The organism is Glutamicibacter sp. 2E12, from assembly GCF_050030965.1.
GTDB lineage: Bacteria > Actinomycetota > Actinomycetes > Actinomycetales > Micrococcaceae > Glutamicibacter.
The window spans coordinates 3,826,140-3,844,165 of the sequence record NZ_CP188297.1 but is presented as its reverse complement, the minus strand read 5'-3'; the positions used below and the strand labels follow the sequence as shown (position 1 = coordinate 3,844,165).

The following is an 18,026-nucleotide window of genomic DNA, read 5'->3' as shown; positions in this document are numbered from 1 at the left end:
GCCACCGAATGCACCTCACTGTATTATTGATCTAGTCTGCATTGAAGATAAAGTGAGTTGAGAAGTGAAAATTGCATTAGGGGACTTCCGAAAAGCACTTTGGCATCTTCGCCAGGGTGGTCCGCAGCAATTGCAGGAGTGGTACCAGCGCCGCAACTATGATTTGCGCATCGGGGGACAGCAGCGCTACTTGCGAACAGATGTTGAGAAATTGCTTGGACTGCAATTCCCACCGGTAGAATTTGAACCTTCAGAGGACCACGATGGAAAGTTAAACGTTGCCGTCATTCTTGATGATTTCAGCGCGAAAGCTTGGGCGCCTGAATGGAACTGCACCTTTATCACCCCCAGCTCATGGCAGGATGAACTTGAAACACGAGAATTTGATCTTCTCTTCGCGGAGTCGGCCTGGGCTGGAAACAACAAGTCTTGGCAGTACCACCTAACCGGTCCGTCGGCACCTCGACCAGCGTTTGTCGAGATGGTGGAAGCGTTTAAAGAACGATCTGTTCCAGCAGTTTTCTGGAATAAAGAAGACCCACCGCACTTCGCCGACTTCCTCGATTCTGCAAGGCTGTTCGATGTCGTTTTCACATCAGATTCCCGCAAAATTCCGGAATACCATGAAGCACTGGGCCATGAACGGGTCGCAGCGTTGAGCTTTGCAGCTCAGCCGAAGTTCCATAATCCGGTACGGACACTTAGCCAAGAACGCCGAGATGTAGCTTTCGCCGGAATGTATTTTGCGGACAAGTACCCCGAACGACAAGAACAGATGGAGATCGTGCTTGGCGGAGCCATGGATATCTCGCCAAAGCTCACTAGCGGGCTAGACATTTTCTCCCGGCAGCACGGCGGAGACGCGAAGTACCAGTTCCCGGCACCGTATGACCAGAATGTTGTCGGCTCGCTCGGCTATGACAAGATGCTTTCTGCGTACAAGAACTACAACGTTTTTCTGAACGTCAACTCCGTGGTCGATTCGCCAAGCATGTGTGCCCGTCGAATATTCGAGATCACCGCCGCTGGCACTCCTGTGATTTCGGCTCCAAGCGCTGCGATAGAGAATTTCTTCACGCCTTCAGAGGTACTTCAGGTATCCACCAGGGAACAAGCATCTAACTCGATTCGCAGCTTGGTTCGGAGCCCAGAACTTCGCCAGCGAATGGTCCATATGGGTCAGCGCAGGATCTGGAAGAACCATACCTATGCGCATCGTGCTCAACAGGTTGAACAATTCGTTGGGCTCCGTTCTGCTCAGGGTCAGCCAATGTCCATGTCCTGTACTCCAAAGGTAAGTGCGATTGTTTCGACCATAAGGCCTCACCAGCTTCAGCATATATTCGAAACTGTAGGGAAACAGAAGGATGTTGAAGTTGAGCTCGTCCTCGTGGCTCACAAGTTCTCGGCCGCCACTGGACAACTGGCCGATATGGCATCAGCAGCTGGAGTAGCGAACTACCAACTGCTTGAGATGGGTGAAGAAAATACTTTGGGTGACTGCCTGAACGCCGCGGTGGCCATGGCCAACGGCGACTTCATCACCAAAATGGATGATGACGACCTATACGGGGAGTACTATCTCTTCGATCAAGTTTCAGCGCTTCGATACAGCGGCGCCTCGATAGTAGGCAAGCAGGCGCATTACATGTACCTCGCGGATTCAGATGCTACTTTGCTGAGATTTGCCGAACGTGAGCACCGCTTTACAAACCTCGTGATGGGTCCGACGATGCTTGGCCGCGCGCACGTTTTCCGCGAGACACCCTTTGATACACGTAACCGTGGCGAAGATACAAGATTCCTAAAAGACGTCATTGAACGTGGAGGAACCATTTATTCGAGTGACCGTTTCAACTTTACCCAGATGCGCGGGAATGATGGGCTAGCGCATACCTGGGATCTGAGTGATGCGGAGTTGACTGCAACTGGTAGTATTCAGTGGTTTGGACGCAATGATAAACATGTCTTTTTCTAGGAAAGTCTTATTGTGCAAATAGTACGAGGTAAATCAGGGGAGTGAAGAAGATGAAAGTTATGCTTCTGACTCACTCGTTCACGCCTGAGATCTCGCCACCTCAGCGACGCTGGTCAATTATTGCCGACGAACTGGGGCAATTGGGGCACGAAGTTACTGTAGTGACCCCGAAATCAAATCGGATTGCAACTAAACGGCAAAGTCGTCTTCTTGATAATCATTATTTGAAGCTGCAGCACTATCCATCAATGCGTCGTTCCAAAACGATGCTCGGAAAAGTATTGAAGCATGGCGTTGATGCAGTTCTGAGCGTCCCTGCTGCATTCCGAGGGCAAAAGCCTGACGTTATTATCGCAACTGTCCCAGCAATTCCAACGCTAATTGTTGGCTTCGTGGCCAGCCGTTTACGGGGTGTACCCTTAGTTGTCGACCTCCGGGATGCTTGGCCAGATTTGCTCAGTGAATCACAAGTTATCAAGTTCCGCTGGGTCGAGCCAGCTATTTCGAAGATCATCAGTTTCGTTGTGAATAAAAGCGATATGCTCGTCACGGTGACGTACGGCCTGGCGGGGAAGATGAAGCGAAATGGCGTGAAGAACGTCGCCACGATCACCAACGGCGTTGAAACCGAACGCGAAGATCTTACAGTTTCTCAACGCGAGATCGATGGCGAATTCCATATTCTCTATCTAGGGAACATTGGTCGGAGCCAGGGTCTGGAGACCGTTATCCGAGCGATGGAGTACGTACCAGAATCTGTACGTCTGCGCATTGTTGGCCAGGGCACTGAAAAGAGTAAATTGATGAGCCTAGCGATGGATCTTGGGCTTGATATTGACTTCCAAGACCCTGTCTACGGCCAGGAAGTACTGGAAAATTACTCGTGGGCGGATACATGCCTAGTTTCTCTGCGTCCTGACTGGCCGAGCTTTAACCACACAGTGCCTTCGAAAATCTATGAACTTCTTTACTTGAATCAGCACGTCAGCGGCTTAGTCAGAGGAGAAGCAGCGGAAATTATTCGTGATTCCGAAGCTGGGACTGTGATTGAACAAGACGTACCTTCCTTGGCCGCTTACATTAACAACTTGGTTGCGAACCCTGGAATTTTGCGGACCGATCGTCGCGGGACCGACTGGGTCAGGAAACATGGATCGCTACGTCAAGCCGGGCGGGAATATGCCGAACTACTGGGCGCAGTCGTCGATGCGTACTCCAAGAGATAGAGCAGAACTTTTGAATCTAAAAGTCATTCCGAATGCAATCAACACCGGTAATTTGGTACTTTCCAACATTGCTGATGATCCTACTTATTTTGCGCTCCAAGTTGCTCGCCGCTTCAAGTCCAACCCGGTTCTACGCTCGTTGATTATTACTCTTGGGAGTGATAAATCCAGCATTCCGCTACGCGCGCTCTCGGCCATGCTGAAGGATGACACTAGTGCCCTGCTCTCTGCCTGCAGAGAATGGTTAAGCTCCGACAGCAACCCAAGCCAATCAGTATTCTTGGCTAACCTTTGCATTGCTTCCAATGAGTGGGAACTTGCAGAAGAATTACTCAATAGGGGCAAACCTTCCATCGCCCACGTACGTGCCAAGGCCCGTCTATTGTGGTCATTGGGCTGGATGACAGATGCCATTGAGCTGTTGCAGCAGAATCGCAGCGGCCGTCAACTTCGTCACTATGAATCAGAATTGGCATCCTTCAAGGGGGCAGAGCCTTGTCTTTCTCCGCTGCGTACCGCCGGTATATCGACTAGCACGACTCGATCTGTTCTTTACGTTGCTACCAATTCGTTGCCACACACTGGTAGCGGTTACGCACAACGAACTCATTCAATTCTTGCGTCATTAAGGGATGCAGGATGGGGAGTCAAAGGACTTACCCGAGTGAATTATCCCTTGAATATCGGCAAACTATCCGTCTCAGAAGCTGACGTGGTTTCTGGTATCGAATACCAGCGCTGCCTGCCTTTTCCAGCGAAGCATGACTTCACCGGAAGAATCCAGCAACAAGCTGAAGACCTACTGAGCAGAGTCCTTCAAGAGGCGCCTTCTGTACTTCACACAACGACAGATTTTTCTAACGCTCTAGCGGTTAAGTCCGTTGCAAAAGCGACCGGTATACCGTGGGTTTACGAAGTTCGCGGACAGCTGGCAGACACGTGGCTTTCTACGCGTCCCGAGAGTTCGAAAGATTCAGAACGATACCGACTATTCGTGGAGCGCGAAGCGTTTGTAGCTCGGCATGCCGATCATGTCTTCACCTTGGGCGATGCCATGAAACGCAACCTGATCGACGCCGGCGTTGATGAGACAAAAATTTCAATATTGCCGAACGGGATAGGGGAAAAGTTCCTAGAGGAACCCGTGTCCAGGGTCCAAGCTCGTGCGCAGCTGGACCTTGATTCTGAAGCATTTTATGTGGGGACGGTTAGCAGCTTGGTCCCTTATGAGGGGCTTTCGACGGTTGTCCGTGCTGTTGCTGAACTTGCAAAGCAGCACAAGGAGTTACGTTTGTTGATCGTTGGCGATGGTACGGATCGTGAAAATCTGATCAGCCTAGCCAAAAGTCTGGGCATCACCACGCGTTGTGTGTTTCCTGGTCGCATTCCGCGGGAACAGTCGCACCTCTATCATGCTGCGTTGAACGCTTTCGTCGTGCCACGAATTGACTCTGCTGTTACTCGTTCGGTAACTCCGCTCAAACCAGTGGAAGCTATGGCGTCGAACGTACCTGTCTTGGCATCCGATCTCCCTGCCTTGCAGGAGCTGATCGCTGACGGTGAGAACGGTCACTTGATACCTGCGGGGGATGTGGCTGAGTGGGCCGAAAATATCGAAAAATTGATTTTAAACCCAGCGACAGCTGAGCGCATGGGCAAGTCAGGGCGGGAATTCGTGCTTGCCAATAGAACTTGGGAGCAAAACGCGCATAGCATTGTCCAAGTTTACGAGCGAGTAATAAGTAAAGCTCCGTGACAATGAGGCTGTCGCTGATGCCAGTGATGGGATATGGTTTATAGGGCTAATCTTGCAATTCTTGTGCTACAAGATCAGCTTGCAGGCCCTTTCGTAGGGAACATCGCTCGTACCAGAAGGAAAGTCACTTTAGTGAACAACATTAAAGAAGTCGCCGTAATCGGTTTGGGTTACATCGGATTGCCAACTGCTGCAATTCTTGCCTCGAAGGGCATCACCGTAAAAGGCGTCGATGTAACTCCTCGAACTGTAGAGGCAGTCAACAAGGGCGAGGTGCCGTTCGTAGAGCCGGCGTTGGGCGAATTCGTTTCCGCCGCGGTGGCAGCCGGTACCTTGTCTGCAAGCTTCGATACTCCAGAAGCTGAAGCGTACATTGTTGCTGTGCCGACTCCGTTCAACGATGATTACACCGCTGATCTTTCTTACATTGAGGCTGCAGCAGAGGGCATTGCTCCAAAGCTCAAGGGCGGCGAACTGGTCATTCTCGAGTCGACCTCGCCTCCAGGTGCAACCCAGCATCTCTTCGACTACCTGCTGAAGAAGCGTCCCGACCTGAACAAGGACAGCCTGCTTGTAGCACACTGCCCGGAGCGCGTACTTCCTGGTCACGTCATGGAAGAGTTGGTCACCAATGACCGTATCGTCGGCGGTATTACCCCAGAAGCTGCGGAAAAGGCCAAGGCTCTTTACGAGACCTTCTGCCAGGCAGCTATCCTAACCACCGATGCTAAGACTGCTGAAATGGCAAAGCTGGTCGAGAACTCGTACCGCGACGTGAACATCGCCTTCGCTAACGAACTGTCGGTGATCTCCGACAAGCTGGGCATTGACGTTTGGGAATTGATCTCACTGGCCAATCGCCACCCGCGAGTAAACATTCTTCAGCCCGGTCCAGGTGTTGGCGGTCACTGCATCGCAGTTGATCCATGGTTCATTGTCTCGGCTGCTCCTGAAGAATCAAAGTTGATCCGCATGGCTCGTAACACCAACGATGCGAAGCCGAACTGGGTTATCGACAAGGTTGTAGAAGCTACCAAACTCCCATCCTTCAACGGCAAGATAGCGGTCATGGGTTTGGCTTTCAAGGCGAACATTGACGACATGCGTGAATCGCCATCCATTGCGATCGCTCGCAAGTTGGCTGAAGCCAACCCAACCGTCGAATTCTTTGCAGTGGAGCCACACGTAGAGGAATTGCCTAAGAATCTTGCGGGCATCCCCAACCTGAATCTCGCTGCAACCGATGAAGCTCTAGAATCGGCAAGCGTAATTACTTTACTGGTCGACCACGACCAGTTCAAGTCCGTACCAGCAACCGCACTGGCCGGCAAAGAAGTTATCGACACTCGCGGTCTCTGGCGCTAGTTCTCCAATCTGACAAGGTTATATATCTATGAAGAAGATCATGCCGATCTATGGCACTCGTCCTGAAGCCATCAAAGTTGCGCCGATCGTCAAGGCTTTGAAAGAAGCTGACGAGTTTGAATGCGTTGTTGTCGTAACAGGACAGCACCGAGAAATGCTGGATCAGGTTAACGAGCTCTTTGGCATCACGCCGGACTATGACTTGGATGTCATTCAGCCGCGCCAGACCCTGAATGGTCTGCTTACTAAGACGATTGCTGGTCTTGACGAGATTTTCGAAAAGGAAAAGCCTGACGCTGTAGTGGTCCAGGGCGACACCACCACTTCGACGGCTGGTGCAATCGCGGCTTTCTACCGTGGTATCCCAGTGGTTCACGCTGAGGCTGGACTTCGAAGCTATGACATCTTCTCTCCATTCCCGGAGGAAGCCAACCGCAAGCTGACCAGCCAGATCGCCAGCCTGCATTTGGCTCCAACGTCGTTGAGCAAGCGTAACCTTGAGCGTGAAACGTTCAAGGGAAATGACATCGTTATCACCGGTAACTCTGTCATTGACGCACTGCTGACTGTTGTCGAAAAAAAGGTTCCTTTCTCGGATCCCAAGTTGGAAGAATTGGTTTCTTCTGACAAGCGCATCGTTCTGGTGACGACGCACCGTCGTGAGAACCAAGGCGAACCAATGCGCGGCATCGGCCGTGCATTGGCAAAGCTCTCCAAGGCGGAACCAGATGTTGAATTCATCTTGCCGTTGCATCGCAACCCTGCGGTTCGCGAAGCGTTGCTTCCGGAAATCGATGGACTGCCTAACGTGACTTTGACCGAGCCGCTGGCTTACGGCGAATTCACTCGCATCATTGATGCATCGACCGTCGTCTTGACCGATTCCGGTGGCGTCCAGGAAGAGGCTCCAAGCCTCGGCAAGCCTGTTCTGGTCATGCGCCTGAACACCGAGCGTCCTGAAGCTGTTACCGCGGGTACCGTACGCCTGATCGGCACCGATGAGAAGCGCATCTTCGAATCGGTCACTGAGCTGTTGCATGATGAAGCGGCTTACAACGAGATGGCTAACGCTGTAAACCCTTACGGTGATGGCAGGGCTTCCGTACGTACCGTCGCTGCAATTGCAGAATTGCTTGGCGTAGGTTCGCGTATCGAGGAATTCGATTCCAGTCTGTCAGATCCAGAAGACATGATGCGAGCAACCAGCATCTAGTTCAGTTCAAAAGACCAGTTCAACACCAGTTGAACTGGTCTTTTCTGGTTTACACCGGAAAGAGTCATGCGTTGCAGAACCTTTCAATATGGTTTGCATAGTTTTATCAGTACGATCGAATCATGATGAATCAAACTGCAATATTTATTGATGCCGGATTTCTGCTCTCACTAGGCGGTCATCGTGCCGCCGGAACAACCTTAAGATCAGCCTTCACAACACATTACGAGGCGCTGGTACGCGGGATCGTGCAAACCGTAAAGAAGAACACAGGTCTTAATAACCTCCGCGTTTATTGGTATGACGCCTCGAAAGACGGGCTATTTACTGAGCAGCATAAGCGGATTGGCTTGATACCCGGCGTTAAAGTGCGCTTAGGTCGTATCTCTTATAACGGCGAGCAAAAAGGTGTGGACCTGAGACTGGCGCTGGACCTTGTAGGGGTTGCCCGTAATGGCTCGGCATCAATTGCTTACTTGGTCTCCGGCGATGACGACCTCGCCGAGGCCGTCGAAGAAGCGCAAGACTTGGGCATGAAAGTAGTGTTACTAGGCGTAGCGAAATCCGATAGCCGTCTTGGAGTAGCCTCGGTGGCTGAACACCTGGCTTTGACCGCTGACTACATTGAAATCGTTCCGAATCAACTATTGGATAGCGCATTCACTAAGGTTCTTGAATGGGACAAGAATCATTCTGAAAAGACGTCTCTAATTGCTAGTGCGTCTTTGGAGACAGAAGCAAAGCCAGCAGCGAAGCCATCGGTTCCTACTCCTGCCGTCATGGCTCAGAAGCCAGTTATCAGGCCAGCCGTTGAACCGGAAGCCGAACCTGTGGTGATCTACTCCAGTGGTGGTGAAGCTTCTGGCTATCAGGGTTCCGCGGCTTATGAGCAACAAGAGTTGAAGGTTGCAGAAGAGATCGGCGCAAAGGTTGCTGAATCCTGGCTTGCCTTCACGACACAGTCTGACGTAGTAGAACTAATTGCTGACAAGCCGCAGCTGCCACCCGAAATTGACAGGACTTTGCTCAAGGATTGCGCTCAAGTGCTTGGGGAATGGAAAACTGATCAGCAGATCATCCGCCGCACACTTCGTGGCGCCTTCTGGGAGTATTTGGGCAAGATCATGTGACGAGTCAGTACAATCTGGAAATCCGCTTTCTGACGCTAGCTAAGGTAAATTTATATCGTGACTTCTCAGCAGAAACCTTTTTACATCACCACGGCTATTTCTTACCCGAACGGTACCCCGCACATTGGGCATGCCTACGAGGTAGTGGCTACCGACGTTATGGCTCGATTCAAGCGCCTGGATGGTTTTGACGTCTTCTTCCTGACCGGCACCGATGAGCATGGCCAGAAGATGATGCAGACCGCAGAGAATCATGGGGTCACGCCGGCTCAGCTGGCCCAGCGTAACTCGGATGCATTCCAGGCCATGAATGATGAGCTGGGTACAAGCTACGACCGCTTCATCCGTACCACTGATGCAGACCATCATGCGGCTGCGCAGGAACTCTGGCGCCGCATGGAAGCCAATGATGACATTTACTTGGATAAGTACGCAGGATGGTACTCGGTACGCGATGAGGCCTTCTACACCGAAGACCAGACGGAAGTGCGCGAGGACGGTATTCGTTATGCCGTTGAAACCGACACCGAAGTTACTTGGACTGAAGAAGAGTCCTACTTCTTCCGCTTATCCAAATACCAGGACAAGTTGCTGGAGTACTACCAGAACAACCCTGAATTCGGCGCGCCACGTTCCCGCTTCAATGAAGTAGTACGGTTTGTCGAAGGCGGTCTGATGGACCTTTCGATCTCTCGAACAACTTTTGACTGGGGTATCCCGGTACCGGGCAACGAGAAGCATGTCATGTACGTGTGGGTAGACGCGCTGACCAATTACCTGACGGGCGTTGGATTCCCGGACGTTGAGTCTGCTTCTTTCCAGAAATACTGGCCGGCAGATGTCCACGTGATCGGCAAAGACATCTCGCGATTCCACGCGATCTACTGGCCAGCATTCTTGATGTCTGCAAAACTGCCATTGCCTAAGCGCGTCATGATCCATGGATTCCTGCACAATAACGGTGTGAAGATGTCCAAATCCCTGGGCAACACTGTTTCCCCAGATGATTTTGTGAACCGTTATGGCCTGGACCAGGTGCGCTACTTCTTCCTGCGGGAAGTTCCGTTCGGTGCCGATGGCAGCTACAACCACGAGACCATCGTTGCCCGTATTAACGGTGACCTGGCCAATAACTTCGGCAACCTTGCACAGCGTTCACTTTCGATGGTCGCAAAGAACTGTGGGGGAGTAGTCCCGACCCCGGGCGAATTGCTGGAAGCTGATCAGCAGATTGTGGAAGCAGCCGGCAAGCTGCTGGAGATCAACCGCGATGCTTTCTCGCGTCAGGAATTTAGCAAGGCACTTGAATCCGTTTGGCACGTTCTGGGCGATACCAATGCCTACTTCGCTGAGCAGGAGCCATGGAAGCTGAAGAAGACCGATCCCGAGCGTATGGCTACTGTCTTGTACGTGACCATTGAGATTGTCCGCAAGGTGGCGTTGCTGCTTCAGCCAGTATTGCCGCAGGCCATGACTTCTATGCTCAATGCGTTGGCAGTTGGTGAAGGTTCGGCGCGAACCTTTGAGTCCTTTGATAGCGCTTTGGTCCCAGGCACTGAGCTCCCAGCTCCTTCTCCTGTGTTCCCACGCTACGAGGAAGAGAAGTAAAAATTTTCCTGAGAGGAAATTGAGGTGTTCTGCTTGATTCGGAATCAGAGCAGAACACCTCAATTTTTCATTCAGTCAGGGTGTGACTACTCCGGTCTGGTAGGCGATGACTACAGCCTGGACCCGGTCACGAGCTTCCAGTTTGGCCAGAATATGGCCCACATGGGTTTTGACTGTGGCTTCTGACAGGAATAGTTTTTCTGCGATTTCCGGGTTGGAAAAGCCTTCTGCAATCAAGCCAAACACTTCCCGCTCGCGAGGTGTCAGCGATTCAACAGCTGCAATTAGGTGATCCTTGTGCTGTGACGAGCTCTTCTTGAGCATTGGCGCCATGTGGTCCAGCAACCGTCGAGTGGTCGATGGCGCTATGACGGCATCTCCTCGATTGACGGTGCGTACTGACTCCAAGAGTTCTTCTGGGGGCGCATCCTTCAAAAGAAAGCCGCTTGCGCCGGCTTGAATGGCGCTTAGCGCATATTCGTCCATGTCGAAAGTCGTCAGCACGATGATCTTGGGACCATCCGCGGCCTTCTTATCTGGATCCAATAGGCGTTCGGTAGCTTCGATGCCGTCCATTTCCGGCATTCGCACGTCCATCAAGATGACATCCGCCTGAGCCATCAGTGGTGCAGCTAGTGCTTCACGGCCATTGCCAGCTTCAACAATGACTTCCATATCCTCTTGGGAATTAATGAGCATTCTGAAGCCACTGCGAACCAAGAGCTGATCATCGACCAGGCCGACCTTGATGGCATCTGTTTTAGGCATTTGAATATTAGTCCTCGGTGTAAGGGATGGAAACATTAACGGTGAAACCGCCACCGGTCCGGGGGAGTGCAGTGCAGGTACCTTCATATAAGGCTACGCGTTCTTTCATTCCCTGCAGACCTTGTCCTACGCCTTCGAGGACGATGGAACCGGCACCTCGCCCATCGTCGCTGACGCTCAAATTCAAGCCCCGGGAAGTCCACTCAATATGGACTTGGGTCTGTGTATCCGGACCAGCATGCTTAATGACATTCGTGAGTGATTCTTGAACGCATCGATAGATTGTGAGCTCCGCGCCTGCCGGTAGTTCTTTCCGCGGCGTTCCAGAAGTTTCGAGATGGACATTCAGTCCGGACACGGCAACGCTTTCCACGAGTTCAGGTACGTTTGCCAATGACGGAAGAGGGCGATTCTCCAATTCCTCGTCCTTGCGTAGAACTCCCAGAAGCCTGCGCATTTCTTTCAGCGATGCGCGGCCAGTGTCTGAAACTGTCTTCAGGGTCTCGATGGCAATCTCCGGGTCTTTCGCCGCCGCATATCGTGCCCCGTTGGCCTGGGTGATGATGACAGAGAGCGAATGGGCCACGATGTCATGCATCTCGCGGGCAATGTGGTTTCTCTCGTCGGAAGCTGCCAGGGCGCGCTCGGTGAGGCGTTCTTTCTCGAGGCGTTCGGCATGATCCTTCAGGGACTTCATGGCCAGGCGCCTCGTTCGCGCTAAGTCACCGAAGGTCCAGGAAAGGGTGACAACCAATGCAAGACCCACGAAAGAAATCATCATGTCGAAGGTGAAGACGGGGGATGGATCCGGTGAGTACCTTGAGGCGCCGAACATGCTGAACGTCGCCAACAACGCGCCAATCAGGCCCAGCCCCAGCGTGCTGAATGACTGCCAGCGTTTCCCGTAGACAGCCATGGTGTAAACCATGATCGGAACGGATACTTGCGAGAACATCATTAGCCCGTCAAAGCCCAGTTGCAATACATGCCCGGTGGCGACAACGAGGGTCGCTGCCCATGGGCAGCGACGCCGCACCATCAGCGGAGCTGACTGGAGAAGAGAAAGGCTCAGCACGGCGAGAACGGCGGCAACTGACATCGAAGAAGCGAGGCTGAGAGCGGCCGGTATGCAGAACAGCGTGTACAGCAGGCCGGTGATGAAATCTACCCGTCCGGGATTCTCGCGGATCCAACCGTCAATTCGACGGTGGGGATTGGCAAAGATCAAGAGTTCCTGCAATTCGACGTGTTAGTAGCTGTTGATCCGTATAGCGAAGCAAAGGATCTGTTTATCCAAGGTTATCGGCAATGAAGACGGCGATGCCTCATGCCCGGGGAGGAAATATGTCGGCGGAAACTCATCAGATCTCATTATTTGAGATGAACTCTCAAATGGCGGACGCTAGTCGATAGAATCTGTGCCATGGGAAATGTAATTGATATTGCGGTCATTCCGGGTGACGGTATTGGCCCAGAAGTTGTTGCCGAAGCGGTCAAGGTTCTGAAGTTCGTCACTAACGGCGGCAAGAACGAGATCAAGCTGACTGACTACAAGCTTGGTGCAGAACATTGGCTGGCGACTGGCGAAACACTTCCGGAAGCGACGCTGGAAGCTCTCAAGAAGCACGATGCGATTCTCTTCGGCGCGGTTGGCGCTGCCCCTGGAGATACGCGCATTCCGTCAGGAATTATCGAGCGCGAAATGCTTTTGAAGCTCCGCTTCTCGCTGGATCATTTCGTGAATCTGCGTCCGGCTAAGCTCTATCCTGGAATTGAGAGCCCCCTGGCTAACCCCGGTGAAATTGACTTCGTGGTGGTTCGCGAAGGTACCGAAGGCCCCTATGTAGGCAACGGCGGTTCGGTGCGCACGGGCACCGCGCATGAAATCGCTACCGAAGTATCGGTGAATACCGCCTACGGCGTGGAACGTGTTGTCCGCGACGCCTTCCGCCGCGCATCAGAGCGTGAACGCAAGCGTGTCACCCTGGTGCACAAGCACAACGTGCTGGTGCACGCGGGGCATTTGTGGAAGCGCACTGTCGAAATGGTGGCACAGGAATTCCCAGAGGTTACCCACGATTACCTGCACGTGGATGCGGCTACCATCTTCCTGACCACGGACCCATCGCGTTTCGATGTGATTGTCACTGACAACCTCTTTGGCGACATCCTCACTGACCAGGCCGGCGCCATTACCGGTGGTATTGGCTTGGCCGCCAGTGGCAACATCAATATGGACCGTACCTACCCATCGATGTTTGAGCCGGTTCATGGTTCGGCTCCTGATATTGCCGGCCAGCAGAAGGCAGACCCAACCGCGGCGATTCTGTCCGTGGCACTGATGCTTGATCACCTCGGGTTGGCTGAAGAAGCTCGCACAGTTGAGCAAGCTGTTGAAAAAGAGATCACTTCACGTCAAGAATTGACCGATAATCGCACCACAAGTGAAATTGGCGATGCAATTGTGGCGTTACTGGCATAAGCTGAAAGTGACGTTTCTGGTTAGCTAATAGCCAGTAGCAAATTCCACGAACGGATGTTCCGCTGAGGCGTGGAGCATCCGTTCTTTGTTTATTGAACTAGGAAGTCCAGGGTAGATGGAATTCACCGAAAATCTCTCAACGAATCGCAAGAGCGAACAGGACCGAGCCGGCGTCTTGGCTAATCCTGGGTTCGGAGACTTCTTCACTGACCACACCGCAGTCATCGACTGGTCAGCAGACGATAGCGGCCGTAACGGTGAATGGCATGATGCTCGAATTGAGCCATACGGCCCTATCGCCATGGACCCGGCCGCTTCGGTCCTGCATTATGGCCAGGAAATCTTCGAAGGCCTGAAGGCCTACCGCCATGCCGATGGTTCGGTATGGACTTTCCGCCCGCAGGCCAACGCTGCCCGCATGAATAAGTCGGCTCAGCGCCTAGCACTCCCGCAGCTGGATGAAGACGTTTTCGTCGACTCGCTGCGCAAGCTGGTAGCAACGGATATCGATTGGGTTCCTACCGGTGACGGTGAAGCCCTGTACCTGCGTCCATTCATGATTGCTACCGAAGCATTCCTTGGTGTGCGTGCAGCGCGTGAGGTTTCCTACCGCGTCATCGCTTCTCCAGCAGGTAATTACTTCGGTGGCGAACTCAAGCCAGTGGCTATTTGGGTATCGAAGAACTACGCACGAGCAGGCCGAGGCGGTACAGGTTCGGCTAAGTGCGGTGGCAACTACGCGGCCTCGCTCGTAGCCCAGCTGGAAGCTGAAGAAAACGGCTGCAAGCAGGTTCTGTTCCTTGACTCCTTCAATGACAATGCCGTTGAAGAGCTCGGGGGCATGAATGTCTTCTTCGTAACGAAGGACAACAAGCTGGTGACCCCAGCGTTGACCGGAACCATTCTTGAAGGCGTGACCCGTTCATCGGTCATCCAGCTCGCGAAGGATCGCGGCATGGAGGTGGAAGAACGCAAGATCACCCTGGATGAGTGGCGTGAAGGCATCGCCTCAGGCGACATTGCCGAGGTCTTTGCTTGCGGTACAGCGGCGGTGATCACCCCTATCGGCCTGCTGAAGAACGGCGAAGAGCTCATTGGTGATGAGAGTGCTGCAGCCGGTGAGGTGACCATGTCCATTCGCGAAGAACTGCTGGGAATTCAGCGGGGTACCGTGGAAGACCGTCACGGTTGGCTGGAGCCTTTGGCGTAAAGCTACCTCAAGGTTGCTGGTCTCGAGACTTATAGTCTCGGGACCAGTGGTTTTTAAACCGAATTGGTCATGTGCAAACGCAGTTGCTAGCGTCAGTATGTAGCAGACGCTGCTCCGCTGCAAGAAGTTCTGGGGCCGATCGAACGGAGTAATGTTTGTCTGGAGAAGAGCGCAGGGAAAATAGAAGCATTGCAAGACGAAGCTTGCTCGGTCTGGCTGTTGTTGGTGGAACCGCCGCAGGGCTTTCTTTCCTCTTCCCGGACCGTCGGGCCTCTGAGATTAGCGCTCCTTCAGTGACGCCGTCTCCGAGCCCCACGCCGAAACCGACTCCCGATATGCGGTATTTAGCGAATCTGAAGAGTGGGAAGGAAATTAGTGGCCATGAAAAGGTCTTCGGCAGAGCATATTCGACGCTGAAGATTCTTGAGGCGGTACCTCTAACCAACTATCGCAATTCTTCGAAGCTTCGGTTGGCGGTGTCTGTTGTCGGGCATATCAATGAACTGCAAATAGTCGATCCCTCCGTCGGCAACGCTATTCACACGTTGAATTTGCCCGATGACAGCGGGCACGGAATTGATTCGATGGTTTGGGATGAACCCCGGCAAAGACTATATGTCAGTGTGGACGGGAGTGTTCTCGCATGGAATCCAGCGATTCCTGAGCAGTTCAATACCCTGGTGGACGTTGAAGGCGCCTCGGTTGCATATGAGCTTCGGCTTGATTCGAGCGGCAATTTATGGGGAGGGACCTATCCACTCGGCGCAAGCTTCAACTACAACGTCGAAAGCAAGAAACTTCGAGTGTTTGATCGTGTAGCCGAAGACACCGACTATATCCGCCGGCTGGCATTGGATGGCCGGGGCAGGGTATGGATGGGAACGGGGTCTCGGAATCCTAGGTTATTCACCTTTGAGGCGGGGAAGCCGGATGCAGTACGTGAAATAAACCTTCCAGTGGATGTGGCCCATGGATTCATTGGGTCAATCGACCCTATCGGGCACTACCTCGCTGTTACCGTTAGCTCCGTTTCCGAACAACTCATACTCGATACCCGGACGATGAAATGGCACGAGCCAGTGACCCGGGTATGGGCATCGCGCGAGATTTCCAAGGCCAGTTCGGGGAGATTCTTCAGCATCACTGCCGGCCATCTGCATTCAACTGCATTCCAGGGAATGGACGACAAGCAGCTCGGAAAAGTCGAGGCGCGCGGCATCTTGTGCATCATTCCGCAGAATGGGCGCATCCTCATCATCAGTACGACAACCGATGGGATTCTCTGTGAAACATTCGATCTGGGTTTGAATCGCGTACGCGCTACCCGCGAAATCCGATTGACCCCGAGCGCCATCAAGATCCAATCGCTGCTCGGACACAGTGACGGAAACATCTATATCGGAGGATACAAGGCGAACGGTGTCGCCGCATTGAATCCGGAAACTGGCGTTCGTTGGAACTCCGGCGATGACGAGCAGGTGATCAACCAGATCGAAGGAATGGTCGAATACGACCAGAACAAGACCTATATCGGTTCCTACGGTAGCGCTGACCTGGTCCTCATGGAAACACCTCAAAACAATGCCGACAGAAAATACGACCGCATTGCACGTCTGCTCACCGAGTACTCGCAATCGAGGCCCTTCGGCTGGGCATCGAATTCATCCAGCGTGTTTTTCGGAACTGTTCCGGAATATGGAGTCTCAGGCGGTGTTCTGGGGAAGATTGATCCTGCTACTGATACGGTCTCTTGGGTTCTTGACGGGGATGGCAAAGGATTCGTTTCAGGCCATTCCATCATCGGGCTAGCCGCCGATGAATCGCATCTCTATGGCACCACTTCGGTGCGCAACGGATATGGCGTTGAAGATACGAAAAGTCCTGCCAAGGTCTTCAAGATGCACATAGCGTCCCGCAAGATCCTCTGGGAAACAAGTCCTGTGGAATCCGCGGGCGCGTTGTATTCACCTGCGATTACCGGCGGTTGGCTGGCCGTAGCCGATCTGCAAGGTGTGGCCTTGCTGGACTTGGACAGCGGACAGTTGAAGAAACGGCATATCGTCAACAACGTTAAAAACACTTCCTATCGTCCTGGATGGCTAGCTGCAGACGTAAGGGTAACGCCGGATGGGCAGAAGATGGTTCATGCTGCAGGGGGCGGAATAACAGTGTTGGATTATGTTGCAGGAACTACTCATTCCGTTGCGTCCACACGAAGCCATGACCGGCATGGCACCAGATTGACCGTTGGTGCCGACGGCCACGTGTACGGGATTCTAAATCAAACCACACTGGTGCAGCTTGCCCTGAAGCCGGAATTGCCCTAGCTAAGTTCGCGGCGACGAGCAGAGATGGATTGCCGTCCGAGGATTTTCTTTCCCTTCATTAGCCGTATTTCGCAGTCGCAGTTCCTGCAGTGAAAGAAAAGCCGAGACGTCATAGTTTAGGCTTGTATTCATGCGCATTGCACGATTTGTAGTAGATAGCGACCCGCTGTACGGCGTCGTCGACGGTAACGATATTCATGTTTTGGCTGGAGATCCATTTTTCCAGGGGATCAAGACCACTGGTGCTACGCACTCCTTGGATGATGTTCGGTTGGTAGCCCCGATCATCCCTCGCTCAAAGGTGGTGGGCTTTGGCCGCACGTACCGCGAGCACGCCAAGGAACTTGGAAATGAAGTTCCTGCTGAGCCGCTGATGTTCTTGAAGCCGAATACTTCCGTAGTCGGCCATGGAGACCCCGTCACCCTGCCGGCGTTTTCAAATGAAGTTTCCTTCGAAGGTGAACTTGCCGTGGTGATCGGCCGTATTTGCAAGGACGTTCCAGCCGACAAAGCGCAGGACGTGATCTTCGGCTACACGGTAGCAAACGATCTGACCGCCCGCGATGCTCAGCGCACCGATCCGCAATGGGCTCGTGCCAAGGGCTTTGATGGTTCTTGCCCGCTGGGCCCGTGGATTGAGACCGAGATTGCCGACCCGGATGATCTGGGAATTATCAGCCGCGTCAATGGAGAGGTTCGCCAAGATGGAACTACCAACGACATGATCTGGCCAGTCAACGAATTGGTTGCTCGTGCTTCCGAAGCTTTCACCTTGCTGCCAGGCGATGTCATCATGACCGGCACCCCGGCGGGCGTCGGCTTAGTAAATGCAGGCGACGTTGTAGAAGTGGAAGTCGAAGGTATCGGTTCATTGAGAACCGTCTTCCGTCGCTAGGAACCATCACTGATGTTGTGAGGCTTTCGATCGCTAATGTGATCGGGAGCCTCGCGCTTTAACTGCAA

General features: G+C 53.0%; 13 protein-coding genes. 11 read left to right on the top strand and 2 right to left on the bottom strand.

Going from position 1 to position 18,026, the window contains the following annotated elements:
* Positions 1–64 precede the first annotated feature (64 nt).
* The 7 genes from ACP3TE_RS18200 (at position 65) to metG (ending at position 10,276) form a co-directional block, all read left to right on the top strand.
* Complete coding sequence (locus ACP3TE_RS18200) at positions 65–1,978, top strand: glycosyltransferase family protein (protein WP_426734668.1); 1,914 nt, start codon at positions 65–67, stop codon at positions 1,976–1,978.
* A 50-nt stretch (positions 1,979–2,028) separates the two neighbouring features.
* A complete protein-coding gene (locus ACP3TE_RS18195; protein ID WP_426736258.1) occupies positions 2,029–3,204 on the top strand; it encodes a glycosyltransferase family 4 protein in 1,176 nt (391 codons plus the stop codon).
* Positions 3,128–4,960 carry a glycosyltransferase family 4 protein gene (locus ACP3TE_RS18190; RefSeq protein WP_426734667.1) on the top strand — a complete coding sequence of 611 codons (1,833 nt, stop codon included), beginning with the start codon at positions 3,128–3,130 and terminating at the stop codon, positions 4,958–4,960. Before ACP3TE_RS18195 ends, ACP3TE_RS18190 begins: the two co-directional genes overlap by 77 nt.
* A gap of 132 nt (positions 4,961–5,092) precedes the next feature.
* The gene (wecC, locus tag ACP3TE_RS18185) at positions 5,093–6,325 is read left to right on the top strand and encodes a UDP-N-acetyl-D-mannosamine dehydrogenase (protein WP_426736256.1); all 1,233 of its coding nucleotides are present in this window, start codon (positions 5,093–5,095) and stop codon (positions 6,323–6,325) included.
* A gap of 28 nt (positions 6,326–6,353) precedes the next feature.
* Positions 6,354–7,538: a non-hydrolyzing UDP-N-acetylglucosamine 2-epimerase gene (gene wecB / locus ACP3TE_RS18180; RefSeq protein ID WP_426734665.1), complete on the top strand. Its 1,185-nt coding sequence runs from the start codon at positions 6,354–6,356 to the stop codon at positions 7,536–7,538.
* A 122-nt stretch (positions 7,539–7,660) separates the two neighbouring features.
* Positions 7,661–8,668 carry an NYN domain-containing protein gene (locus ACP3TE_RS18175; RefSeq protein ID WP_105659140.1) on the top strand — a complete coding sequence of 336 codons (1,008 nt, stop codon included), beginning with the start codon at positions 7,661–7,663 and terminating at the stop codon, positions 8,666–8,668.
* A gap of 57 nt (positions 8,669–8,725) precedes the next feature.
* Entirely contained in the window at positions 8,726–10,276 is a 1,551-nt protein-coding gene (gene metG, locus ACP3TE_RS18170; protein ID WP_426734663.1) for a methionine--tRNA ligase, read from the top strand.
* Between the two features lie 75 nt (positions 10,277–10,351).
* Here the strand turns inward: metG and ACP3TE_RS18165 are convergent, their stop codons facing one another.
* Positions 10,352–11,044, bottom strand: coding sequence for a response regulator (locus tag ACP3TE_RS18165; RefSeq protein WP_426734661.1), 693 nt, complete (start codon positions 11,042–11,044; stop codon positions 10,352–10,354).
* 7 nt (positions 11,045–11,051) lie between these two features.
* Entirely contained in the window at positions 11,052–12,284 is a 1,233-nt protein-coding gene (locus ACP3TE_RS18160; RefSeq protein ID WP_426734660.1) for a sensor histidine kinase, read from the bottom strand.
* Between the two features lie 183 nt (positions 12,285–12,467).
* Here ACP3TE_RS18160 and ACP3TE_RS18155 point away from each other — a divergent pair, with 183 nt between their 5' ends.
* From ACP3TE_RS18155 to ACP3TE_RS18140, 4 genes are all read left to right on the top strand, one after another.
* Positions 12,468–13,526, top strand: coding sequence for a 3-isopropylmalate dehydrogenase (locus ACP3TE_RS18155; RefSeq protein WP_426734658.1), 1,059 nt, complete (start codon positions 12,468–12,470; stop codon positions 13,524–13,526).
* A 115-nt stretch (positions 13,527–13,641) separates the two neighbouring features.
* Positions 13,642–14,736 carry a branched-chain amino acid aminotransferase gene (locus tag ACP3TE_RS18150; protein ID WP_426734657.1) on the top strand — a complete coding sequence of 365 codons (1,095 nt, stop codon included), beginning with the start codon at positions 13,642–13,644 and terminating at the stop codon, positions 14,734–14,736.
* Positions 14,737–14,891: 155 nt separating this feature from the next.
* On the top strand, positions 14,892–17,063 hold the full coding sequence (locus ACP3TE_RS18145; RefSeq protein WP_426734655.1) for a hypothetical protein: 2,172 nt from the start codon (positions 14,892–14,894) through the stop codon (positions 17,061–17,063).
* 130 nt (positions 17,064–17,193) lie between these two features.
* On the top strand, positions 17,194–17,958 hold the full coding sequence (locus ACP3TE_RS18140) for a fumarylacetoacetate hydrolase family protein (RefSeq protein ID WP_105661153.1): 765 nt from the start codon (positions 17,194–17,196) through the stop codon (positions 17,956–17,958).
* Positions 17,959–18,026: the final 68 nt, after the last annotated feature.

Bases quoted from the DNA above. Each gene is read 5' to 3' on its own strand.
- ACP3TE_RS18195 (WP_426736258.1), top strand. From the start codon at position 2,029: ATGAAAGTTATGCTTCTGACTCACTCGTTCACGCCTGAGATCTCGCCA.
- ACP3TE_RS18190 (WP_426734667.1), top strand. From the start codon at position 3,128: ATGGATCGCTACGTCAAGCCGGGCGGGAATATGCCGAACTACTGGGCG.
- wecB (WP_426734665.1), top strand. From the start codon at position 6,354: ATGAAGAAGATCATGCCGATCTATGGCACTCGTCCTGAAGCCATCAAA.
- ACP3TE_RS18175 (WP_105659140.1), top strand. From the start codon at position 7,661: ATGATGAATCAAACTGCAATATTTATTGATGCCGGATTTCTGCTCTCA.
- ACP3TE_RS18165 (WP_426734661.1), bottom strand. From the start codon at position 11,044: ATGCCTAAAACAGATGCCATCAAGGTCGGCCTGGTCGATGATCAGCTC.
- ACP3TE_RS18155 (WP_426734658.1), top strand. From the start codon at position 12,468: ATGGGAAATGTAATTGATATTGCGGTCATTCCGGGTGACGGTATTGGC.
- ACP3TE_RS18150 (WP_426734657.1), top strand. From the start codon at position 13,642: ATGGAATTCACCGAAAATCTCTCAACGAATCGCAAGAGCGAACAGGAC.
- ACP3TE_RS18140 (WP_105661153.1), top strand. From the start codon at position 17,194: ATGCGCATTGCACGATTTGTAGTAGATAGCGACCCGCTGTACGGCGTC.